Here is a 24,833-nt window from a genome sequence, read left to right as displayed (position 1 = left end):
TGTTCAGCTTTATTAAATAGAGGAGTATTCTCTTCTGGAATATTTTTAAGAATCGACTTTGTTGCCTGTCATTTCCACATTTCTGGGATAAATATTGGCAAATCGACATAAAGCAAAACAGGCACAATGAGAAGTCTCACTGTGCCTGTTTGGATTGTCATAATTTAACTGATTGGTCAGTTTAGTGTTGGAACAGGAACTCCTTCGAGTTCAGCACCGCCCAGGCGACATCTTCCAGAGCCTGAGTTCGCTCGGCAGAAGACTTAATGTGTTCCAATGCCGCATTGAGTTCGACTTCTTCTGGTTGACGGGAAACAGCGGCAAGGTAGATTTCATTAATAATCGTGACGTCGTCCTTGCCCGCTTTGATGGCAGTCTGGAGACGGCCTGTTTCGACCTTCAATTTATCCTGAATCACAGGGCCGTTGATCATCTGCAATGCCTGTGACAGGTTAGAATCGCTCGAACGTTCACATTCGCACGCCATCTCGCGTTGTGGTTGTCCGAAGACTTTCAGGAAGTAGTGATCCGCGGGAGGTTCGGCCAATTCCACGGTACGAGTTCCAATCGGAACGCCGGCGAACTTTTCACGAACGCCGGTGACGTCGCAAATCGCATCGAGCAATTGCTCCGCTGTCATTAACCGGGTCGAAGCATGAGAGTGGTAAATTTCGTCTTCGGAATTGAAGTCATTCTTTTCTGAACTGAGCTGATACAAACGACTGTTCATAATTGTTCGAATCGCCCACTTCATACTGAAATCATTATTAACGAACTGTTGGGTTAACTCGGCCAACAGTGGTGCATTCGAAGGAGGGTTCGAATCGCGGAAGTCATCAACCGGGTCAACAATACCACGTCCCATCAGATGTCCCCAGATGCGATTGACGGTCGCTTTGGCGAAGAACGGATTGTCCGCCGCCGTCAGCCAGTCAGCAAAGACAACTCGTCGGTCAGTATCTGCAGGAACTTCAACGTCCCCTTTGAGAAGCAGATGAACCTTCATCGTCTCACCTGTTCTTGGCTGGGTGACCTCGCCATCATTTTTCATGAAGATGACTTCTTCATTTGCGTCCGAAACCGGTTTACGACCGATTCGGGCAAATGTCGCCGCCAGACCGTAGTAATTATCTTGCGTCCAACGCTCAAACGGATGGTTGTGACATTTCGCACATTGAATACGAATTCCCAAAAAGAGCTGAGCGGTCACTTCAGTAGCTTCATCCGGCTCGCGACTCGCTCGCCAGTAGTTGGCGGCCGGGTTCTCGTAGGCACTCCCCGAAGCAGTTAATAACTCATACGCCACCTGATTGAGCGGTACGTCGGAATAAACGACGTTCTTAATCCACTCATGGAATTTGTGAGTCCCGACTTCGTTGAACTTCTTACTGCTCGCCCGGAGCACGTCACTCCACTTGAGAGACCAGAACTGGGCGTATTCGGGGGTTTCGAGAAGCTGATCGATTAAGTGAGCACGCTTGTCGGCAGAAGAATCATTCAGAAAAACAGTTGCCTCCTCGACACGTGGCAGTCGCCCCGTAACATCGAGGTACGCGCGTCGCAGGAATTCCTCGTCGCTGCATAACTCGGAAGGAAGAATCTGTAGTTGCTGCATTTTGGCGAATGCGAGTGTATCGATGAAGTTATTTTCTTGTGGATTAGCCCAGGCAAAGCCGTCGACATCTTCCAGAAATGAAATTTCACAGGTCGACATTTTATCGAGGTACCGAGCCAGAATGGTGGTTTCTCCCCGATTTGATTTTTCAACAAGACCCTCGGGTGATGCAAACGCGACTCGCTCATTCGAGGAGCTGAAGACGGTCAGATCAGTTAAATCTTTAATGGAACCATCGCTGAACTCGCCCATGACATAAAGCTGTTGCCGAGGCGATTTCTCCCACAAGATTCGTTTCTTGGGATAAACATCAATTTTGACGAGACTGGGGGCTTCCTCGCTATCCAGTTTCATGCCTTCGCCAATCCAGTTGACGAGAGCGAGATGCATCGGATCCTCTTTGCGTAGACGTCGACCACCACCATGAGCGACCTGCATTAGCGGTTTTTTGATCAATAGAGATTCGTCCGGGGCCACAATATTAGTACGTCGACCGAAATACTCTGTTCGCAAAGTCACCATGTCAAAAGGAGGATCGTATCCGCGTAGTGACAACCGAAAGCCACCTTTCCCCGAAGGAGAACCGTGACATGCTCCGGAGTTACAGTCCGCTTTAGTCAGTGAAGCAAGAACATCATGCTTAAAGCTGACGGGAGTGAGTACTTCAACGTTAGTGACAGTGACTTTCACTGCCGACTCCTGTCCCGCTACTTTCGCGGTCACAGTCGTCTCACCATTCCCAACGGGAATCAATCGTGACCCGTCCACTTTCGCGATAGCAGGATGAACCGAGACGTATTCGACTTCGCCTGTCAGGTCACGTGTCTCTTCACCCGAATAGAATCCTGTCGTCACCAGTTGCTGTACAGCGCGTGCGCCAACCAGGTTGATTTCACCCGGTTCCAGTTCGATTCGGCTCGGCTGTTCGATGACGACTTCGCCGGTTGGCTCTGAGTCCGCGAAGAGAGCCAGTGGGCAGAACAGGATTGCTCCACAAAGGAAAACAAATCGCGTCATTGCGATATTGCCAATTTTCCGGCTAGACAAAAAGGCTCTTCGGTTCCGAAGAGATGTCAGGCTTGAATTCAGGTTCTGGTTCATTAAGTCGAAGCTCCTTGTTGCTTCTGTATATTGTTTGCAATCCGTTGCAGAATCTTTATGAGAATGCATTTTGATTTTATTCGATCACTTTGAGCGTGAAGGGAGCCGTTTCTGCTTTGAATACCTTTTCACCTTGTTTGGCTTCAATGGTAAAAGTCAGCTTGCTTAAATCCACAGGAACGGCTGTTTCTGGAACGGTCAGTTCCACCACGGCTTCTGATGCGTCCGCAGCAATAGTTCCTGAAGGAACGGTATACCCTTCCGGAAGGTTGGTCATAGTGTAGGTAACTTCTCCGGTAAGTGCCGGATTCCGTTTGATAGTCAACTTAACAGGGACCACTTCTGTTTTGCGAGCTTCTGTTTTCTCTAATATCGCTGTCGCCGTAAGTGCAGATTCAAATATGAGATTCAAACCGGGAAGCGGTTGAGTGAAAGTAAGTTTGTCTTTTTTGAGGGTGCTTTGGATCGCGATCGTAAATTCGCCTAGACCCGCTTTTTCAGTACCGGTAATCGTGACGATTGCTTCAGTCTGGTCTTTGACGATCGGCTTGACATCGGCAGTGACATTCGCCGGCAATCCGTTTTTGTCAGCGGCAGGAGTGAGCGCGAGAGCAATTTCTTCAGTGAAACCTTCGTTGCGTTCGGCGATGACTTTAACCGTCGCCGACAAGTTCGGACCCAAGACAATTTCGGCCGGTTCGAATCTCACGCGATAAGGAAGTGCCGGTTCGGCTCCCAGCACCAACGATTCAGTGAACTGATCCGTTAATGTCGTCATGTTGTTTAAATGGAGTTTCCAGGCAGAGCTGACTGTCGCCGTTTCGACGAGTTCTGTTTCTCCCGACTTCACCTTTCCAACAATCTTGAGCGGAATAATTTTCCCCGTCTCTGTTTCGCCCGAACCAGAGATGGTCAACACGACTTCATTGCGTCCCGGTCCCATGATTGTTCGATGCGAGGTGTACCCAGCTGGCAGATCAACGGCAGCGATTTCAATGGCTTCATTCCAACCATATCGTTCCGCTTTCACCGTGATGGCCGCGGTACCTGTTTGTGGAATATTAAGGACAGTCTCTTCCGCAGTCAGTGTAAAACCTGTTTGAACCGGTTCGACCAGAACAGAATAAGTGTAGTTCGCGCCTCCTTTGCGATTTAAGTCGCGAACTTCAATACGATATTCACCTGCGTCTGCAGTCTTCTGGAAGAATCGAGATTCCAGCCCGGCAGTGTCGTCGACTTCCTTCAACTTACTTCCACTCGGTTCGTACATGCTGACGACGAGGTCGGCGGGAGAACCATATTTCTCAGAAACCGCTTGGACCTGATACCATTGATTCGCTTTAGCATTGAACTTGAACTGATCGACATCGCGAAATTCATCCAGTCGACCGTTAAAGACATAACCGCTCTCGCTCGCCAATGGATTGGCCGTTTCCGCATCCTGATTGGGTTCGGTTTCATTCAGCACTGGATAGGTCGTCGTCGCTACCGGCAAAAAAGAGGTCCCGTTGGCATAGTCGGGAGTGGTTAAATAAAACGCCGACCCTGCTTCAGGAGTAACAGTGACAGTGGTGTCATTATCAGGGATCTGTCCAAGGAGCGTGACGGTCGATTCACTGCCCTCGGCTAATTGTATAGGATAAGCTGTATGCACGAGTGGGAAATCGCCAATGCGAACATGGTAGGGGTAAGTCGCCCCCCCTTTGTAAGCGATGTCGCGGATTTCAACGACATAGTCGCCTGCTGCGGGCAGATTGAACTCCAGCTGGCAATCCCGTTGCAAACCGGGAGAGTCATCGGCATAGCTCAACGTTCGTCCGGAAGCGTCATACAGATAGATGATTGGATCAAGCAGTGAGCCTAACCGACGAGCATACACTTCGACTGCAATACGGCGAGCTTCAGTAACATTAATTTTATAGTAATGCCGTGCGACCGCCGGACAGAGCCCTTCCACTGCCGTCGGAAAGGGAACGGACTGAGCGTTTTCGAAGTTCGTATTCTGACCGGTTGCAGATACGACGGGCAGGTTATCAATCATCATTAAATTGGGTTTGGAAACTCCTTCCGGAGTTGCCACTCGAAAGCCAAATATTCCTGGTTTTGCTTCCGGTGAGGTGGTCAGATCGACGACGACCGAGTCCGCCTTCGTTCCGTTACCTTCAGGTTGAGCAGCGATCTTCCAATCGCCGGGAGTGTTTTTCCAGACATCACTTAACTGAGCGAGATTCGTACCGGTGACAGTTACCGATGTTGTGCTTCCTGGTTGTATCGACATTGGTTGCAATCGACTGATCGTAGGCGGCGCCGCTGAAGTGGGCGCTGTCATCAGGAAACAGACCGTTAGGACGGTCATGCAAATGCGATTGCAAAGAGTTTGATTCATAACAGTGAGTCAGCCAGTCTTCGTGAACCAGATCAAGTTCGCCATTTAAGGTAGAGGGCTAAACAGGCGAGGAGAAGGGGGGATCATTCTGGTTGGTTCAGAGACTGTCAGTTTAAGGAAGGTTTATCGGTCAGGCGGGTGAAGTAGTTCTCGACAGGTAACAGTCAGGCATGTTGGTGAAGAACTACTGGTGTGCAGTATTACTGATGCTCTTTGCGAAGCCGTTTTCATAACGACGAATAAGAACGCATCAAAAGATACTGTTAAGATATGCTAACTCACATCAGGTGAAATAGTCAAAGATAAAACTGCTTAACTCCTTATCTGACTGAATTTTGGGGTAACGCACCCATTCCTCTAATGGCCCCGGTTGTTCGCGTGATAACAGGAAAGTCAGTGTAAACTACCAGACCGGCACGACCATTTCGACCCACCCGACCGGAATGCAGTTACGCATCCCACTACGCTGCAACAACTTACAGCACCACGCAACTCATAAGTGCCAATAATACTGATAATAAGGCCCTTCAAGTACCTAAAGTTGATGTAACCGGATCCCGATGGAAAGACTGTCTGCGAGGATTAGCAGACTGACATCGGTTCGGTGGAGTTAAGAGCAACTCATTTTGACGAGTTCTCTTCTGAACGATCCCAGAATCTAAACTGGCAATTCCGCAATCAAGTTTCGTTTAAAACGTGCTCGATGGCGACGTTCTAGCTCGGCTGAACTTCTCAGATTTCACGTTATCTTTACTAAACGTCAGGGACGACAAACGAACCCATTGCAGGTCAAGCTTTCGAAAACGAGACACGACCGACACTGCATTTGTTCGTCTGCCCATGGATCAATTACGACAGGGGGCTGTTGCTATGAAGCTCGGCTGGAAAGAAATCTTCACGATTGCAGGAGTCGGCTTCGCGTGGACGACTGCACCATTATTCGCCCAGAATGGTTATCTGGGACAGAATCAACAAGCACAGCCCTACCAGGCTCCGGTTAACGGTCAATACGCTCAGCCGTATCAGTCCGCTCAACCGATAAACTATGCGAACGCTCCCATCCAACAGGTGGGGCAACAGCAGAGTTTTCATTACACGCCTCCCACTGAAGTACAAAACCAGTACCCTCAGCAGGCATTTACTCAGCAGTATCAACTGCCCGCATCGCAAGCTCAGATGCAACAGATGCAGAACATGAATCTGCAACCTGTTCAATACCAGACACCGGGTGCAGTCGCACCGCAGGCATTCACTCAACAACAGCCTGTACCTAATCAGCCAAGAACACTGGGAACGTCACCCTGGAACGGATCTGCCCCCTCCGCTCAGGCGACAACTCAGTCCTACGCGGCACAGCCATACCAGAACCAGAACTACAATGCGCAGCAGTTTAGCACGCAACAGTTCAGCGCACCGGCTCAGCAGATTCAACCGGTCCAGCAGGTTCAACCTTTTTCACAACCGGTAGTTCAGCAGCAACAGACGTACTTTGATCAATCTGTCGCTTCCCAGAACTTCAGCCCCGCTTCTGCAGCACCTCAGCCAGTACAGGCTGCGCAACCAACTCAGCAGTACCAGACTCAGTATGGCGTCGCTGCAAACGAACAGCTGCAAACGGCTAGCTTCTACTCACCAATCTCCTGCGATAGCTGTGGCCCACAGGCTGGCCCTTCATGCCAGAGCGGAACCTGCAACAGTGCTGATTCCTACTGTGGTATCTCCACAGGCGGATATGGAACTGACGCTTGCGGAACGGTCGGCTGCTATGAACCAGAAGATTGCTGCCGCTCTTCCTACTACGCTGGTTTTGAGTTCATGTGGCTCCAACCTAACTTTCAGGAAAACGTTGGTATCGTACTGGACCCACCACCGAATGATAACATCGTGATTCCTTTCGATTACGATTACGAGTTTGCACCACGCGTGTGGGCTGGTTGGGAAACCTGCGACGGATTTGGCTTCCGATTCACCTATTGGCAGTTCGATCACGACCTCGCTTCCAGCCAGCTGTATGTTGAACCAACTCAGCTTGCATTGATCGAAGTCTTTGAAGCGAACGGTCAACTGACACGTAACGCCTTCGCCGGACCAGGCGAAACACTGGAAACGTCACACTCAATGAATTTGCAGACGGCTGACTTTGAATTCACAAGTCGCCACAATTTCTGCAAACACAACGTGCTTGTTGGTGCTGGTCTGCGATATGGTAAAATGGATCAGCAGATGATCGGTACTGCGTACGATAATGGTGGAATGCTGGACGAACAAGTTAACCACAAGCATGGCTTTGAAGGCTTTGGTCCTACCGTTTCGATCGATTGGAATCGTCCGTTCGACAGCTGTGGCGGACTCTCTGTTTATAGTCGGGCACGGGGTTCTATCCTCTTCGGCGAAGCTTACCAGGACGTTCATGAAATCAAGAACGGCGGAGCAAACGTCGGATACGATACTTACCGCGGAGATGAATCGCTGGCGATCGGCGAACTGGGTCTCGGTATGCAGTACGCTATGCTGGTCGGCTGTAACACCGAAATGTTTGTTCGCGGCGGTTACGAAGCTCAACTCTGGTGGGATGCAGGCGGACCTCTTCGCACCCAGGGTGACATGGCTCTACACGGCCTGACTCTTGGCTTCGGAATTAACCATTAATCCTTGTGACGCGTCTTAGTGACGCAAATCACCTACTTAACCTGACGGATCGGGTTTCCCTGTAAAGTCAGTTCTCTATAGATAACCCTCTCGCCGGTTTACCAGCGAGAGGGTTTTTCTATTTAATCAGTAACGATACAGATCCGTCGACACATTCCAACCCACGGCGAATTTCACCTAAGCATGATTTGATAACCAAACTGTGACCCCAATCAAAGTCGCTACCGCTGCCCAGGCCAGGAGGAATCCGCTGATATCCGTGAGTGTTAACCGGGGTAATTCAATGTCGGGATGTTTGAAAAGTGTGTGTTCCTGCGGTGCTGGATTGGCCGGAAGGGTACAAGGTTCGGCGACATATTCTCCAGGGGTGATCGGTGTATGGATCAGCCGGAAAAATTTGTCGAGTTTCTCTTGAGGCATTCGTGGAGTTAAAAGACTGACTGCAATGCCCACTGAAGTACCCACTCCCATGTAGAACAGCATTTGATACACATCATACATCGACTTGCCATCATTTTTGAACATAGACTCGGGCAGAATAGATGAGAGTGAACCTCCCATGTTACTGACAAACCACCAGGTTCCCACAGCAGCAAAAGTCGAAGCCCAGACAGCCAGAGCATTCCACCGTCGCCAGGCAATCCCGAACCAGAAACTGATTCCAATTGCCGCTGGCGTTTTAATGATGACTTGCAATGCATGAATCACATCTTCAAAACTGGTCTGCAGGATCAGCGCCAGCATGACGATCAACAAACCTGCTATGCGACCCACCCAGAGGTAGTGCTTATCCGACCTGTTCTTCGCGATGAATTTCTTGTAGATATTTTCCGTAAACAGCCCACTGCCAATTACCATTTGTGCGTCGCTCGTGCTCATCACCGCGGCCAGCAGCGAAGCGAGTAATAGTCCGATCAGACCAGGCGAAATCGTCGGTAGAATTTCAAATGCGGCTCGACCAAACAGAGAATCAGAAAAATCTTTGTCTGCCTTATCAATCCGTTCCTGTTCTGCTGGGGGAAGGCTGTTGTATTCTTCTGGATTATTTCGAACCTGAACATCACGATAGAGATCCGGATCAGTCTGCTGCAGCGGGCTGTTGTCTCCGAGATACCATAAAATGCAGGCAAGGCCAGTGAACGTCCAGGCGATCGTACAGATGCGCTTCAAAAAGTTCCCAACCGTAAACCCGAAGCGACCTTCAAATTCGGTTTTGCCTGCTCCACAAACACCCATGATATGAGGCTGCACAACAATGCCCGCCATCGCTGTGATCGCCAGCATACAGACGTAGAAATAGGTTATCGGTTCTTTACCGAGAGATTCAGCCACGGCTGGATCTGCCGCCAGGTTTAGCATCCCGCTTTTGATCTGGCTACCTGCCTGCAGTGCTCCAAATCCACCGACCATATTGAAAACAAAAGGTAACAGCAAAAAACTGAAGATGATGGTAAGGATGCCCTGAATGAAGTCCGTGATGATCGCCGCCCCCAGACCACCCGCCATACCGTAGATAACAAACAGAGTCGTCATCGCCAGAATTGCGTATTCGTATCCTTTCAGAGGTCGGGTCGTCATACCGACGAAGCTGTCGTCTTCGCTATATTCGGCGGTGGGAACCTGCACATCTAACTGCTGCGCGAGCACTTCCAGTTCACCGCCCGTCAATGCATCCACCATCTTTCCCGAACTGAACAGTCCAGCGGCGATAAAAACAATCGCCATAATGATTCCGTAGATCGTATATAAAGTAGCCGTGGGTGTATTGAACCGATGTTCAAAGAAGTCCGCCGTAGTTAACGCCCGCATCCGCCGCATGACGGGGGCAACCAGCCAGTAGAAAGGCGTGGCCCATAACCAGAGGAACTGCCACCAGATCCCCGCCAATCCGGCACGCCACGTTCCCGCGACAACACTGATCGCCTGCTCGCTACTTGTTCCCGAACCAAAGGCGAAGAACATCATAAAGACTTTGCCGAAACGCCGTCCTCCCATGAAGAAGTCGGAGATGTCACTAACCTTGGTCATCGACCAGAGTCCCACCACCAGAATGACAACGAAGTAAACGGCCAACACACACCAGTCTGCGACTCCCAAGCCAAGCCATCCGCTTTGGGCAACCTCCTGAGCAGTTTTTGTAAGATTCTCTTGCTGGGCGAATAGAAACATAAGTGCAGACTTTCCCTGTCGCATGACCATCACCAGGAAAATGACAGTGAGAAGAATCGACAGTGAGAAGAAGTGTCGGTGGGGAGGCGAACACAGTGTGAAACCACTGCAGAAAATGGATGAGTGCCTAAACAAACTTCCTTTGATTCAATTTCGCTTTTGTCCAATCCTAGTGGAATGTACAGAAAAACGACAACAGGCTCAAAGATGAGACCTAGACTACAGCAGCGATTGCAGCGAATCAAACGCGGCGCCATATGCATCTGCAATAAAGCGAAAAGCAAATCTGTGCTGTACAGAATTAAGCGATGATTTCATTCACGACGCGGCCATGCACATCGGTTAAACGGAAATCGCGACCACCGTAGCGATAGGTCAGGCGTTCGTGGTCGATCCCCATCAAATGCATGATCGTCGCGTGCAGATCATGGACGTGGACTTTGTTTTCGATTGCCTTGAAGCCAAATTCATCGGTCGAACCGTGAACGGTTCCCCCTTTGATTCCTCCCCCTGCCATCCACATACAAAAACCAAACGGGTTGTGATCGCGACCGTCATTCCCTTGTGTCGTAGGGGTACGGCCAAATTCACCACCCCAGACGACCAGAGTCTCTTCCAGAAGTCCTCGCTGCTTAAGATCCGTCAGCAATTGAGCGATCGGTTGATCAATGTCACGGCACAAGCGTTCATTCGATTTATTGTGGTTGCTATGGGTATCCCAAGGCTGACGGTCGCCATAATAAACCTGCACAAACCTGACGCCGCTTTCACTTAATCGCCGAGCCATCAAACAGGCTTGAGAGAAGGAGCTACTTCCGTATGCTGCCTGAGTTCTTTCCGATTCCTGACGGATATCAAATGCTTCCATCGCAGTAAACTGCATTCGATAGGCCAACTCCATGCTTTTGATGCGTGTTTCCAGCTGTTTGTCGTTCGATCTCAATTCCGCATGTTGCTGATTCAATGCCTGCAGAAAGTCAATTTGCTCTCGCTGATCAGTTGCATTAACCACTTCGTTTCGCAGGTTAGGAATCATCTTCTCCGGATTGAGGTCCTTGTGATTAATATGCGTTCCCTGATATTGGCCGGGCAGAAATGCGCTTCCCCATAATTTCGGACCCAGTACAGGTTTCCCTGGACAAAGTGCGACAAAAGAAGGCAGATTCTGATTTTCTGTCCCAAGTCCATAAGACATCCACGACCCTAGGCTAGGCCGGGTCGGAGTCAGCGTTCCCAGGTTCATCATGCAAAGAGCAGGGGCATGGTTGGGAAAGTCCGTGTGCATGGAGCGAACAATCGCCATGTCGTCCACATGGTGACGCAGTTTTTCGAAGGTGTCCGCAACCGGAATGCCCGATTCCCCGGAATTGATGAACTTGCGAGTCGAAGGCATCAAACCGGTGGTTTTCGACGCCGTTCGTACGTCGGCAGAGGGGGGACGCTGGCCCGCGTACTTTTCGAGTGCCGGTTTGGGATCGAACGTATCCATCTGAGACGGACCACCACTCATGAAGAGGAAAATCACCCGCTTTGCCTTTGGTAGAAAATGGGGAAGTCCTTGCATCGTGGTAGCCGAAACTGCTGGGGCAGTAGTGGTCGCCCCTTGTACGGAGTTTCCCAGCATTCCCGCGACACCAAGCATTCCGAACCCGCTTCCCACTTTGGAAAGAAGTTCGCGGCGATTAATTTCTGATGATGGAATTTCAATCATGCGTTTATTGATTCTCTATGTTTGACAGGCGGATGAAAACTCATACCGTCAATCAATCGTAGTACAACATTTCGTTACTAATCAGCAGAGCGTGCAAATATCGCTTCCACGCCATGCCTTCTTCTTCCACAATTTCCGTGCGGCCTTCGTATATGCCATGTAGCTTCGCTGGCGATAGATCCTCGGCTCTTGCAGAGTCGGGGTAGTCTGTTCGCAGTTGCAGATAGACCGAGGGAGCCGACGAAAGCACCACTTGCCCATAGTCGACAGCGGGTTCAAACATTCCATTCTGGCAGCCTGAAGACTGATAATGCGAAATAACGTCTGAGGGTGACAGCGGATGCGGATAAACTGAGAGGTCCGAAAGTTTTCCTTCCAGATTTGCAAATCCGTCACTGCGACCTCCAAAGAAGTATTTAGTCTCTTCCGTGGCAGTTGTCGTTTTCAGCTCGCCCTGAATCTCTGGTTCGGGGTTTCCGTTTAAATAGACAGAGACCCGTGTTCCCTCGCGTACAAGCACAACATGATTCCATGTCTCAGGTTTGAGCATCGTTTTGCCGTATAAGGACTCGCGATGTTGATCGCCATTAAAGAAAATCAGCTTCCCTTTGTTCGCTCCCCCTTGGTGATTTCCAATGATTCCAAGATGATCCCCAGGGCAACCCGCCTTCAATTGTTCTCCACGGGAGAAGAAGTAAGCAGTTATAGGTCGAGCTTCATTCGGTAGACCATTCCAAACGAGCATCTCCACAGAATAAACATCCCCAAAATCGGCCAACTCGGCAGTTACCCTGTTTCCGGCGAAGGAGGGAGGCGCGTTAAATTCACTGGGACGATTTCGTAACTGTTCGATAAGTTGTTCGACGTATTGTTGTCCCAGCGTCAGTTCCTCTTCAGACGGCGACCGGCCATAGAGAACCTGGTAGGCCCAGTTCATCCCCGCGCGGGTATCGTCTCTGTTGGCTTCGGTTTTCAGTCGAGCATAAAGAGCATCTACTTGTTTGCGGATGAAAGGTGAGTTCATTACAAACAGTTGTTGTAATGGTGTTGTTGTCTGAGAGCGGGCCGCACAGTGAAGTCCGGGATCGGGATAGTCGAATGCCGCCAGCAAACCGTTCAGTTTGTGGCGAGAAATTTCAGAATAAACCGTCCGGCGTCCATTCATTGGGTCGGTGGGATCGACCGATTTCCCGCCCATTGAATCATCGTACAGCCCCGAAACAGCCAGCATGGAGTCACGGTAGGATTCGACTTCCAGCCGTCTGCGATTGAAGTGCGACAGGAGTCTGTTTGCCGGGTCCGAGTTCTGTTGCTCTGGAGAGTTATTTGATTCACTCGACTGTTGCCAAGTGGCTGACAAGAGAATTTCCCTATGCAGCCATTTCAAAGACCAGCCCGCTTCAATAAACCGAACCGTTAGGTCGTCCAGTAATTCGGGATGCGAGGGCTGCGAACCGAGCGTGCCAAAGTTACTTGGCGTATCGACAAGGCCTTCTCCAAAATGCTGTTTCCAAACACGATTCACAATCACTCGAGCAGTCAACGGATTTTCGGGAGAAGCAATGGCCCGAGCAAGTTCCAGACGTCCACTACCTTTGGTAAAAGGTTTTGGCTCTTCCTCCGCCAGCACTTCCAGGTAACGTCGAGAAACCGGTTCACCCAGGTTGCCCGCATCGCCTCGAACAAAGATGTTCAGATCGCGAGGCTTATCATAAAACTCCAGCTTCATTTTTTCGGGTGTTATTTCCTCTACCCGGATCGTTTCTTCGGACAACGAGTTCGCAACAGGAATGACAAACCCGGGTGTTGAATCCTTGATTGTTTTGATCTCAGTCTGTTGTTGTTTCACAGTCGCTTCAAGTTCGCCCTTGCGCGTCGATAATGTTGCTTTGGTCGCATCGTCCGCCATCTTCAGTTTTTCGGCGATCTCTTTAAGTTCTACCTGAGCCGTTTTGATTTGCTTTTCAAACTCCGCGACCTGATCGCGAGCGGGTTGCGTTTTCGCAATTTCCTCTTCAGAAATAATCGGACGCGTTGTCTGCCGAACCGAGGCGAACACGCTCGCTAAACCGTAATAGTCTTCAACCGAGATCGGGTCGTATTTGTGATCATGACAGCGGGCACATGCCAATGTCAGTCCCTGTAATCCCCGTCCTACAATATCAACTCGGTCCTCCCAATCATCGGCGAATCGATTTTCCAAAACAACCTGAGCAAGGGCGACTTCTTTGTGGTTCTGAGGACCAATGCCCAACAGACCGAGTGCTGGGAGATCTTCAGGCCCTGTCTCAGGAAGAAAATCGGTGGCAAGTTGCCTGATCAGAAATTGATCGTACGGAACATCTTCGTTCAACGCTTGAATGACCCAGTCGCGGTAACGCCAGGCATGTTCGTAAGGTCCATTGTGCGGCCCCATGTTGGTATTGTCTTCTGCATAACGGACGACATCGAGCCAGTGACGTCCCCAGCGTTCGCCATATCGGGGCGATGACAGAAGTTCGTCAACGACTTTCTCAAACGCTCGGTCAGATTCATCAGCGAGAAACGCATCCACCTGCGCAGGACTCGGCGGCATGCCAATCAGATCGAGATAGGTTCGACGAATTAAAGTGCGTCGGTCGGCCGCGTTCGCTGGAGTCAGATTCGATTCTTCCAGTTTAGCCAGAACGAAGGAATCGATCGGACGCTGAATCCATTCTTCTTTTTGAACAGTTGGAGGCTCATGTTTCTGGGGTGCCTGAAATGACCAGAATCCTTTAGCTGATTCGAGATCAACGCCACTCTTCGGTTTTTCACCTTCTCGCTTACGCGGGTCTGGGGCACCTAACTCAATCCATTTTTGAAAGTCAGCAATGATGTTAGCAGGCAGTTTACCGGAGGGGGGCATTTGATAAGTGTCGTCACTGTAGTGCAACGTCTGCAGCAGCAAGCTCTCTTTTGGATTTCCCGGAACGATGGCAGGGCCGGTATCGCCACCTTCTAACAGCCCGTCACGGGAATCGAGATAAAGACCTGCCTGCAATCCGTCAGTTTCACTCGAATGACATTCGTAGCAATGTTTAATCAGAATCGGACGAATGCGGGCTTCGAAAAATTCGATGCCTGCCTTAGCTTTAGCAGGAGAAGTTTCCCCGCCTACCGCTTCATCCGCGCAGACCTGTTGATTCCATAAAACATTCGAGGCAAGAATCGCTAGAACGAGCGCATGTAGTTTCAAAACAGTTGAGAGATTTAAGGTCATATTAAGGCAGGATTAAGGAGGCAGGACAGATGAGTGAACACTGATATGATAAGCCGCGAATTCCTCAGGTGCAACTTCAAACTCCGATTACAGCAACTCCGCTACCGTCATCCTTTACATCACCTGTAGACTTGCTTCTAATCGTTCCACTTTTAAAAACACCCGTTTTTCCTGTTTATCAAGGTTCAACTGACATAATGCGGCCCACTCGTACGCCTGGACAGGTTCAACCCGGTATCAACTGGGGTCCCTTCACGCTGCGCATCCCATTTTACCACACTCGCCCCGAATGGCCGGAATTCCTGCAGGGAATTTTCGTGGCCGGCGCGACAGGCTTGGCGGTGATTCATATCCTGGTCGCGGACTTCGGCCTGACCTTCGAAGAAGCCGTTGCCTGTGCCTTTATTCAGTCGGTGTTGATTGGAAGCGCCACCATTGTTTTTGGTGAACCCTTTGCTCCCGGCTGGATTACCCCCGCGTTGCCTCTCGTACTGAATTTGATTGCTACTACCGGGGACGGAGAATCGGAACTTTATTCCTCTTCGGAAAAATTCCAACTGATGACGGCGGTCTCGCTCAACTTCGCCATACTCCTATTCCTCCTCGGTGTTACTGGACTCGGAAAGCGCTTTATTCTCTGGTTACCCGATGCCCTTAAAGGGGGCATCATTCTGGGGGCGGCAATCGCAGCTCTCAAGCGAATTCTCGTCGATGACGCCGATCGATTTTTAGACCCGCATCCGGTTTCTACGATCGTGGCCGTCTCCTGCTGCTTGATACTTTCTTTCTCGATCCCCTTTCAGAGATGGAAACGGCGATACAAACCGCTCGCGCTGATTGCCAGCCTGGGACTTCTTCCCGGTTTTGTGGCGGCTGCGATCGTGGGTTCAATGGTTCCCTCTGGTAACATCGATCCAGAAACGGGAAAAGCGATTCCGGAACTCGTTTTTAACTTCCAATGGGGTTTCCAGATTCCGCCTTTCGCCGACATGCTGGCGAAGGCGTCTCCGTTTTCTATTGGGTGGCCGACAATGGAAATGTATTTGACGACGTTTCCGCTCGCCTTAATTGGTTACGTCATCGTCTTTGGAGACCTTATTACAGGACACGAAATTCTGAAGGATGCGATTCCAGACCGTCCTGACGATAAAATTGAAGTCGACTTCAATCGCAGCCATTATTCACTGGCTATCCGAAACGTTCTGATGGGACTGTTTGCTCCCTTGTTTCCGACGCAGGGTGCCTTGTGGACCGGGGTGCATGTCATCATTGTCCAGCGTTGGCGGGAAGGGGCCCAATCGATGGAATCGCTCTATAGCGGAATTGCCTCGTATTATGTCTTCGGGATTCCGATGCTGTACTTGGTCACGCCCGTTATTATGCTGCTCTCACCATTGCTGGGAATTGCTCTCGCCCTGACGTTAATTCTCACGGGGTTCGCTTGCGCGTATGTAGCCATGGGGATCCCTAAAACACAGATTGAACGGGGCGTCGCTATATTAACTGCCGTCTGTCTCGCATTCTTCAGTTCCCCTTGGATTGGTATGGCGGTTGGTGTCCTCGCCACGATTTTCCTCGTCGGATTTCCCACTAAAAAAATAGTCGAGGAAGCTGATGACACTCCGTCCAACTTGAGTTCTGATCAAACCGCTTGACGGACGAACTCGGATGAACGAAACTGATTCCGAATCTATTATTGAGTTTCTACCGGGCTCTCTTCCCGTTCTCAAAACCAAATTGCTGTTTCCCAGGATGGATTGTGAAAAACAAGCGAGCGCTCCAACATCGACTGGAATACATTGTCTTCCGGTCACTGATTTGTTTTGTTGAGGCACTGCCGACGAAGACCGGCATTCGCCTGGCGGAAATGCTTGGTTGGTTCATAACCTATGGATTGCCTCGAAAGTTGACTCGCTACAAAGTCGCCCGGGCTAACCTGAAAATCGCCTTCGGAGACTCACTCTCTGAACAGGAAATTGAGCGTATCTTCTACAAGATGTGGGTGCACTTATTTCGGCTGGTGATCGAGATTCCACAGCATACCCGAAAAATGCGCTTATATAACTGTGCCGATGTGCTTCAATTTCGCTATCGGGATTATTCAACCCGAGCTCTCTGTGCAGGACGACCACTCATCCTCTTATCTGGCCATTTCGGTAACTGGGAAATCGCCAATACCACCTTCGGGCTGTTCGGTTACCCTGCCGGAGTAGTCGCGCGAGATTTGGACAACCCATACATTCATCGCTGGTTCGAAAAGTTCCGTCAGTTCACTGGTCACAGTCTGATCTCCAAAAAAGGGGGCGGTAGCGAGATGACCGACCTGATCGAGAAGGGGGGGGTAGTGGCGTTGCTGGGAGACCAGGATGCCGGCAAACGGGGTATGTTCGTCCCATTTTTCGGTAAAGATGCATCGACTTTCAAATCGATCGCTCTGCTGTCGATCCAGATGGATGCTCCTATTCTGGTCGGATACACCTACCGGCTCCCCGATAATTTTGTGAATCGTCGCTGGACCGGTTTTGAAATGGGCTGCGCGGACATTATCGATCCTCGCCGTTATGCCGACACGGATGCTATCCGGGGGATCACCGAGGACTTCACTCTCGCCCTGGAAAACTCGATTCGCAGGGCTCCAGAGCAGTACTTCTGGGTCCACCGTCGCTGGAAGAGCGAACCCCGGCAACGGAAGAAGAAACCAGCAGCCGTCTGATCGTGACGCCTCCGCGATTTCGCGCCGGTTTGGCTGGAATGCGCCTAACTCTAATCAGATTATCGATTTCGAGACTATCCGGTATAACCCGCATCGATGATTATTCGGTAGTTCACTCTGTTTTATTGTGCGAGTCATTATCAATTGACACTTGCCACCTGCCCCTAAGGCAGTCAAAATGGAGCATGTGGGCAAACCCTACCGGTGAGATCTATTCACGCCTTAATCAGGCGAATCTCCCTTCGATAAAACGAGATCAGTCGTCGCAAGATAATGTCTGTGATACTGTCAAAGATGACTCTCCAAACAGCAAGAGATGGCCAAACAGCAAGAGATGGTAGTTCAAAACAATAAGGCCCGCTCTCTATCATCAAACTCGTTTCCCTCCCCAAAAACCTCACGACCTTAGAAATTGTTTATTAACACAAGAGGAAAACCATGAAACTGTTTTCAGCGTTGACGATGACAGCAACCGTTATGGCTCTGACTGCGACGAGCGGTATTGCTGATAGTTGCAAGACCTGTTCTACCCCGGCTGTCCAATCAAACAGCGGCTGCTACCAATTCCCACTGCCATACCATGTTGCCTTGCAGCGTGCAGAAGATGCCAATCGGGCCGAAGCAGAGGTAGCAAACCTTAATGCAGCCATGGAAGAATTACAGGCTCAACTGGCAGAAACTCTAGACCTACTGGAAGAGACCACCACCGCATTGGAAGTTTCTAAAACTGAAGCCGCTGCCAATGCCGACGAAGCCGCCAAAAATGGTGCAGAAGCCAAAGCTCAAACCGAGCGTGCTGTAAAAGCAGAAACACAGGTTGCCGACCTGAACAAAAAACTGGAAGCCGCCAACGCTGCCAAAGCCGGCGTCGACAAACAACTCGTCGCTGCCAATGAAACACAGGCAGCCACTGCCAAAGAACTGGAAGCGACCAAAGCACAGGTAACAGCCGCTACCGAAGAAAACGCCACTCTCCGCAAAGACATGGAAGAGTTACAGGCGAAACTGAAATCGGCTGAAGACAAACAGAAGGAAGCTGAAGCTGCCGCGGAAAAGGACGCTGCAACCAAGCCTGAAGAATCCACAGTCGAAGAAGAAGCAGCTCCCGCTGAGCCAGCAGCTCCCGCCGATGGCGAAGCTCCTGCTGAAGAGGCACCTGCTGAACCAGAAGCTCCCGCGACTGATAATTAATTCGACACCGCTAATCTTATGCTGATACTTTTATCAGCCTGAATCAAAAAGAGCCTGCGAGAATCTCTCGCAGGCTCTTTTTTTACGTCTTCGATTTCACCCGTCAGATCAGTGGTTCAACGTCTTATTTGCCGAGCTTAAGGGCTTCAGGAATTTTAGGATCCCGTTTCAGTGGGAGAGTCACTTTCTTACCGGTCCAGGAAGACTGATAGATCGCGAGAATGATCTCGACACTCTTCCGTCCTTCTTCGCCATCCACCAGCGGTTTCTTGTTTGTATTCAGTACACTGATGAAATCGGTGAACTGTGCCTGATGCCCGGCGAAACTGATCGCAGACGGATCACTTGCACCGCCAGTACCGCCCGCTTTCTGTGAGAATTTCTTGCGAATCCCGTTATCTTTACGGTCTTTCTTTTCGAATTCCCAGTGCAGCAGGTCGTCTTGTTCAACGATGGCTGAACCTTCAGTGCCGTGGATCTCTGTCTTCTTGAGGAAACCAGGATAAGCACAGGTCGTCGCTTCGATCGTGCCCAAAGCCCCATTGGCAAACCGCAAGGCCGCGACGCCAGCGTCTTCGACTTCGATTCGTTTATGAGCCAGCGTATCGGTGAGGGCCACTACTTCTTTGACATCACCCATGAACCAGTACAGCAAGTCGACATTATGAATCGCCTGATTCATATAAGCGCCGCCGCCATCCAGTTTCCAGGTTCCACGCCATCCGCCACTGTCATAGTACTCTTGCGTGCGCCACCATTTGACGTAGGAATCGCCGATGGTCAGTTTCCCGAAGCGTTTGCTGTCGACCGCTTCTTTCAGAGCGATGTTCACCGCGCCGAAACGGGAAGGCATGATCGTTCCCAGTTTCACTTTGTTTTTCTTACAGGCATTGATGATCGCATCGCAACGCTTCAAAGTAATTTCCAGCGGTTTCTCGACGAGAACATGTTTTCCGGCGTTGGCTGCTTTGACTCCCGGCTCCATGTGGGCTCCGGAAGGAGTACAAATATTGATGACATGAATGTCATCGTTCGCGAGCATCTCATCCAGATCGTGATACGGAGTGCAGCCATGTTTTTCTGCAAACCGGTCTGCGGACGCGGGAACCATGTCGAAACAACCGACCAGTTTCGCTCCTCGTATCTTTTCGATCGCCTGTGCGTGGAAGTTGGAAATCATTCCACATCCCACGAGGCCGAATCCTGTTGCCATGCTAAGTCTCTCTGTATTCAGGTCCGCAAAACTTCCAGTTCAATATCCACGCCATCTTTCAAGCGGGACGTTACACGTCATTTGTTTGACAACTCTACCTGACAGAACCGCTTTTTTCCAACCCACAGCAGTAATCCACTGGTCACGTCAATTAGTTGATCGTGTGACTCGATCTTCACTTTATCTTCACCGTACTTGGCACCACCTTGTTGGATCGTTCTTCGCGCCTCACTGGAAGACGAACATAACTTCGTCAAAGTCAGCAGGCGTGCAGCGGGTAGTTTGCCGCCATCCAGTTCAGAAGTCGCCACTTCAACGACGGGAATATCCGACGGCATTTCCCCGCCAGAGATCTCCCGATCCCATCGAGTCGCCGCTTCATCAGCCGCACTGGAGTCGTGGTACTCTGAAATGATTGTTTTCGCCAGTTTCACCTTGGCTTCTTTCGGATGTCCTTTCAGGATCTCATCGATTTCTTCGAGTGGGATTTCTGTCAGAAGTTCGTAGAACATCTTCATTACACCGTCGGGCAGCTGCATGAACTTCTTCATCATTTCATACGCAGGCTCGCTGATACCGATGTAATTCCCCAGGCTTTTCCCCATGCGTCGTTCGCCATCCAAGCCAACAAGAATGGGGGACATCACGCTGACTTGTTCAGAAAGTTTTTGATCGCGCTGTAAATCGCGAGCGAGCATAAAGCTGTAGAGCTGTTCCGTGCCACCAAGTTCCACATCGGCTTTAATTTCAACCGAGTCCCACGCCTGCATCAGTGGGTAAAGACATTCATGCAGGTAGATTGGAGACTCTGCTTTAAAGCGATTGGAAAAATCGTCGCGTGTTAGCAATTGGGCGATGGTGACCTTGCTGCACAACGTCAGCATTTCAGCGAAATCCATCTTGCTGAACCAGTCCCCATTGCGAACAACTTCGGCTTGGGAAAGATCGATCACTTTGCCGACCTGGTTCAAATAGTCGACTGCATTCTTCTCGACCTGTTCCGAGGTCAAACGGGCCCGAGTTTCATCTCGTCCACTGGGATCCCCCACAAGGGCAGTATAGTTGCCGATGATGATGACCGCCTGATGCCCCATTTCCTGGAACTGCCGCATTTTTCGCATTGGAACTGTGTGTCCCAAATGGAGATCGATCCCTGTTGGGTCAATGCCGTACTTGATGCGCAGAGGTTTGCCCGACTTGTAACTCGCCTCCAGTTTTTTAGCGAGTTCCTCTTCTGGAACGATTTTTTCGACACCACGGCGGATTACCGCTAATTGTTCTTCAACGGGAGGAAACTGAGACATTCCAATACCTGAATTAAGCAAATGAGCAAGAGGGGGCAAAGGTTTCAGTCCTTCGCAAACCCGGGATGAGTGAAGTTCGTTGAAGCCTAACAAGCTATCTGGCCGTCATCCAGTCCTACAACCACGTTCGGCTTACCTCGCTGCAATCAGCAAAGCTTCGTCGTAGCTGCAGAGTTTCACCAGCAACGTTATTTCCAGTAAGAACCGAACAGCCAAACAAGCACGCCTCCCAGCAATCCCCAAGTACCCAGGGTGGGAATCCAGCCAAAGATCAATGCGTCAGGAAGAAGGTAGGGCTCGAGCACAAACTTATCGAGGACATATCCGAGTATGAATGATAGATTGATGGCAATCGCACCGATCTGTCGACGTTTTTTCTGCTCTTCGGGTTCGAGCTGAGAGAAGTGCACGACGGGTCCGGAAGATGCCTTCGCCGCCTTAGCCTTTTTGGGTTTGGACTTCGATTTCCCTGAAGCAGTCGTCTCGACATCGTCATCGCTGGCTCCCTCACGCATTCCAGGAGCGTAGTATTTTGAGATCGCCTGCTGAATCTGTAATGGGGGGGCCATTACGACATGCATTGGCACGCCATAACGAAGCCGGAATTCGTCTTCCAATTCGTGTGTCGGTTCATAGACGGACGCGACCAGCACCCGGTCGTCTTCGATGAATAAGGGAATCACCGAATATTTTTTCACCGTTCGCCGCGGTGTCTTATCGAGCACGGAGTCATCGGGCAGGGTGAGGTTGAGGTCGACGTATGATCGTCCCTTTTCCTCTGCATAAGCACGAGTCGCCAGTTCTGGTTCAACCAGTCGCATCTGGACGAACGCATCGCGCAGATCGAGTCCGCGGGCCTCGGCGAACGTTTCCGCCTCTTTTACCTGAGCTTTGCTGAGATGGCCATTGGCGACTAGCCATCCGCCCATCGATTTGCGACCTTCTTCGACGACGTCGGCGTCAAAGTGTCGTCCTAAAGACTCGTCGTATTCCTGTTTTCGCTCAGGGTCAGTCAGGCATAACATCGCTCGCGCGAGTTCATTCAGGAGATCCTGTGACTCCTGCTGGAATTTTCCCGTGGCGTATTTGCGAACATGCGCATTCAGTTTTTTATAATGCGCTTCGATTTTGGCGGGGTCATCTTCAAATTGCAGCAATCGCAACAACTGATAGTGATCCGGGGGGCGATCCCCTTCCGGAATGCCGAGCCAATCTTTATAGACATCCAAGGCCACGCTTCAGGCTCCTTCTCTCCTAGTGCTGGAAAGTGGTTTTTCGTTCAAAAAGAATAACACTAAACAAACATCCGTGCTATTTACATCATCGGCATGATCGGCGCGAAGTTTCAAATATCTCTGAGATATTCACAGTTACTATTTCCGAAACCCGTTCGTCCCGGAGATTAAATCCTGTCCAGGATAAGTGTGGCGGCTATCGGTCCCGAAAAGCCCTTAAAAACAGTAGGCTACGCCGCCAGAACACGCTACGGCTATCTGGAATAAGCGCTTGAATCCATAAAAAAAGGCCCCATTGGGGCCCAGCTGGATTAAATTGGAAGCTTTTCTGGTTCCCCTTTACTCCACTTTGTACTCATCAGCCAGACGCTGAAAGACATCAATGCCTTCATCGTCCAAGCCGGAATCGCGTACGATCTCAGTTGAAGCAGCCTTGTTGCTGGTCAACTCTTTAGCGACAGCACTGATACGTCCGCTGGAATCGTACTGATAACTCAATTCAACCGGTGAACCCTTGGGTAAGTTCTCTGGTAAATCGTAAACGCGGAAGTCGCCGATTTGTGAACAAGCATCCGGATCGGAAGTTTCCCCTTCCAGAATATGGACATGAATCCGCTGCTGATTGGGTGAGTTGGTCACAAATCGCTGCGTGGTTGAGTAGGGGATTTCTGTATTTCGAGGAATCATAATGTGATTCATCTTCCGACCACGATCATTGGGATCGGTCAGTTTGACTCCCAGTGAGTGCGAATTCACATCGCTGGTCTGTACTGACTGCAGACGTTTAATCACGGCCTGAGCGATCTGTCCCTGTCCGCCGGTCGCTTTCGCTTCCAGAATCGCAGCGTGAATGGCGGCTCCCTGGGAAACGGCTTCTTCTGGTTGCAGCTCACGGGATGGCTCGCGTTTGCAAACTTCTCGTAACATGTGTTCGACCACAGGCATGTAGGTTGAACCACCCACCAGAATAACGTCGTCCAGATCTTCGAGCCGGATACCAGCCTGTTGCAGTACGAGTTCTGTCGTATCTTTGGTTCGCTGCATCAGGTCAGACGTCATCCGTTCAAAGTCAGCACGCGAAAGACTGACGGTAAGCGTTTTACCTTTATAGTAAACGTTAATCGGAACCTGAGTTTTCTTACTCAATTGTCGTTTGGCGTCTTCCGCTTCCTGAGAGAAAATACGGAGTGTTTCCGGATCTTCACGAGGATCGTCTCCAAATTTGCGACGGAACTGTTCGGCAATATGGTCGACGATTCGCTGTGACCAGTCGAGACCACCAAGCATAACGTCTCCATCGGTTGCCAATACGCGGAAGTGAGTCGGAGTGTAGCTCACAACCGTCACGTCGAACGTTCCACCACCGAGGTCGTAGACGAGGATTGATTTCTCTTTTTGAACGAGATCGGCTCGTCCCAGTTCGCCTTTGTTCCAAGCGTACGAAAGCGTTGCTGCAGTAGGTTCGTTGATAATGTCAATCACGTTGAGTCCGGCAATTCGTCCCGCGTCCTGAGTTGCTTTACGGCGAACGTCGTTGAAGTAATAGGGGACGGTGATCACGGCGTTGCCGATAGGGCCGATTCTGGCTTCGGCGTCCTGCTTCAGTTTTTTCAGAATCAACGCGGAGATGAATTCCGATGTCAGTTTTTTGTTTTGATAGACAACATAAAATTCCGGGTTCCCCATCTGCCGTTTGATCGCTTCGACGATGTGAGTCGGGTCTTCGATAGAGATCCGCTCGAACGAGGGGCCAACCAGCACATGCCCATCGTCACCCAGTAACACGACGGACGGGGTGATTATTCTGTCGTCCGCGTTTGGAATCAGTGTCGGATTTCCTTCCTCATCCAGCTTACTAATCGCTGAATAGGTGGTTCCCAAGTCGATACCAACAGTGTTACCTTCCAGAATTTTCATGCTTAACTCTTCATTTCCGCAACAGAGGTGGGGGGTCGAATGTTTGAGATCAGGAGACTCATTAGATTGATTGAAAAACTCAATCAACATCGCCATCAGTTATAACCAACTTTGGAACAGTTACCGTTCCTTTTTGTCTGGTTCTAAATTGACTGGCTCTAATTCGCGAGTCCGATTCAGGTCGATTGGATAAGAAATGGTCACGAGAACGACCGTCTTAATGAGAGACATGTCGAAAGGTGACCTCCAGAACAGGAAACCAACGCCGATCCATTTTATCTGAACAGCTTATTCTGACAGCACTGGCAAGGGGAATCAAGCGCCCGTTTATCGAAACTAACGCCTTCCCCCGTACTTCTTTGCGCCATTCCCCCTAATCGGCTCAGGC

Annotated in this window: 13 protein-coding genes; 4 read left to right on the top strand and 9 right to left on the bottom strand. The window is 50.4% G+C overall.

The features are described from left to right. Nucleotides 1-181: 181 nt before the first annotated feature. Nucleotides 182-2,632 (bottom strand): DUF1549 and DUF1553 domain-containing protein, encoded by a 2,451-nt coding sequence (locus tag Pla110_RS10345; RefSeq protein ID WP_144995698.1) that lies wholly within the window; start codon nucleotides 2,630-2,632, stop codon nucleotides 182-184. Nucleotides 2,633-2,792: 160 nt separating this feature from the next. Then, complete coding sequence (locus Pla110_RS10340) at nucleotides 2,793-5,045, bottom strand: PPC domain-containing protein (protein ID WP_144995697.1); 2,253 nt, start codon at nucleotides 5,043-5,045, stop codon at nucleotides 2,793-2,795. Nucleotides 5,046-5,972: 927 nt separating this feature from the next. On the opposite strand from Pla110_RS10340, the gene Pla110_RS10335 reads away from it, so the two are divergent. Beyond that, nucleotides 5,973-7,751, top strand: coding sequence for a hypothetical protein (locus Pla110_RS10335; RefSeq protein WP_144995696.1), 1,779 nt, complete (start codon nucleotides 5,973-5,975; stop codon nucleotides 7,749-7,751). 177 nt (nucleotides 7,752-7,928) lie between these two features. Here Pla110_RS10335 and Pla110_RS10330 read toward each other — a convergent pair whose 3' ends face one another. The 3 genes from Pla110_RS10330 to Pla110_RS10320 form a co-directional block, all read right to left on the bottom strand. Continuing rightward, nucleotides 7,929-9,920 (bottom strand): sodium:solute symporter family protein, encoded by a 1,992-nt coding sequence (locus tag Pla110_RS10330; RefSeq protein ID WP_197440642.1) that lies wholly within the window; start codon nucleotides 9,918-9,920, stop codon nucleotides 7,929-7,931. Nucleotides 9,921-10,221: 301 nt separating this feature from the next. Next, on the bottom strand, nucleotides 10,222-11,631 hold the full coding sequence (locus Pla110_RS10325) for a DUF1501 domain-containing protein (RefSeq protein ID WP_197440641.1): 1,410 nt from the start codon (nucleotides 11,629-11,631) through the stop codon (nucleotides 10,222-10,224). A 52-nt stretch (nucleotides 11,632-11,683) separates the two neighbouring features. Beyond that, nucleotides 11,684-14,872, bottom strand: coding sequence for a DUF1553 domain-containing protein (locus tag Pla110_RS10320; protein WP_144995693.1), 3,189 nt, complete (start codon nucleotides 14,870-14,872; stop codon nucleotides 11,684-11,686). A 197-nt stretch (nucleotides 14,873-15,069) separates the two neighbouring features. Between Pla110_RS10320 and Pla110_RS10315 the strand changes: the two genes are divergently transcribed. The 3 genes from Pla110_RS10315 (at nucleotide 15,070) to Pla110_RS10305 (ending at nucleotide 18,776) form a co-directional block, all read left to right on the top strand. Continuing rightward, a complete protein-coding gene (locus Pla110_RS10315) occupies nucleotides 15,070-16,527 on the top strand; it encodes a hypothetical protein (RefSeq protein WP_197440640.1) in 1,458 nt (485 codons plus the stop codon). A gap of 104 nt (nucleotides 16,528-16,631) precedes the next feature. Then, entirely contained in the window at nucleotides 16,632-17,585 is a 954-nt protein-coding gene (locus Pla110_RS10310) for a lysophospholipid acyltransferase family protein (RefSeq protein WP_144995692.1), read from the top strand. A gap of 438 nt (nucleotides 17,586-18,023) precedes the next feature. Then, on the top strand, nucleotides 18,024-18,776 hold the full coding sequence (locus Pla110_RS10305; protein WP_144995691.1) for a hypothetical protein: 753 nt from the start codon (nucleotides 18,024-18,026) through the stop codon (nucleotides 18,774-18,776). Between the two features lie 124 nt (nucleotides 18,777-18,900). Here Pla110_RS10305 and Pla110_RS10300 read toward each other — a convergent pair whose 3' ends face one another. The 4 genes from Pla110_RS10300 to Pla110_RS10285 all read right to left on the bottom strand — a co-directional run bounded on the left by Pla110_RS10300 (nucleotide 18,901) and on the right by Pla110_RS10285 (nucleotide 24,541). Continuing rightward, on the bottom strand, nucleotides 18,901-19,989 hold the full coding sequence (locus Pla110_RS10300; RefSeq protein ID WP_144995690.1) for a Gfo/Idh/MocA family protein: 1,089 nt from the start codon (nucleotides 19,987-19,989) through the stop codon (nucleotides 18,901-18,903). A 77-nt stretch (nucleotides 19,990-20,066) separates the two neighbouring features. Beyond that, nucleotides 20,067-21,293 carry a tyrosine--tRNA ligase gene (gene tyrS / locus Pla110_RS10295; protein ID WP_144995689.1) on the bottom strand — a complete coding sequence of 409 codons (1,227 nt, stop codon included), beginning with the start codon at nucleotides 21,291-21,293 and terminating at the stop codon, nucleotides 20,067-20,069. Between the two features lie 188 nt (nucleotides 21,294-21,481). Beyond that, on the bottom strand, nucleotides 21,482-22,528 hold the full coding sequence (locus tag Pla110_RS10290; RefSeq protein ID WP_144995688.1) for a GspE/PulE/PilB domain-containing protein: 1,047 nt from the start codon (nucleotides 22,526-22,528) through the stop codon (nucleotides 21,482-21,484). Nucleotides 22,529-22,867: 339 nt separating this feature from the next. Further along, the gene (locus tag Pla110_RS10285) at nucleotides 22,868-24,541 is read right to left on the bottom strand and encodes an Hsp70 family protein (protein ID WP_231742968.1); all 1,674 of its coding nucleotides are present in this window, start codon (nucleotides 24,539-24,541) and stop codon (nucleotides 22,868-22,870) included. Nucleotides 24,542-24,833 lie beyond the last annotated feature (292 nt).

The organism is Polystyrenella longa, assembly GCF_007750395.1.
Lineage (GTDB): Bacteria > Planctomycetota > Planctomycetia > Planctomycetales > Planctomycetaceae > Polystyrenella > Polystyrenella longa.
Note: the sequence above shows the minus strand (reverse complement) of the source record. Positions and strands in the feature narration are given on the sequence as shown.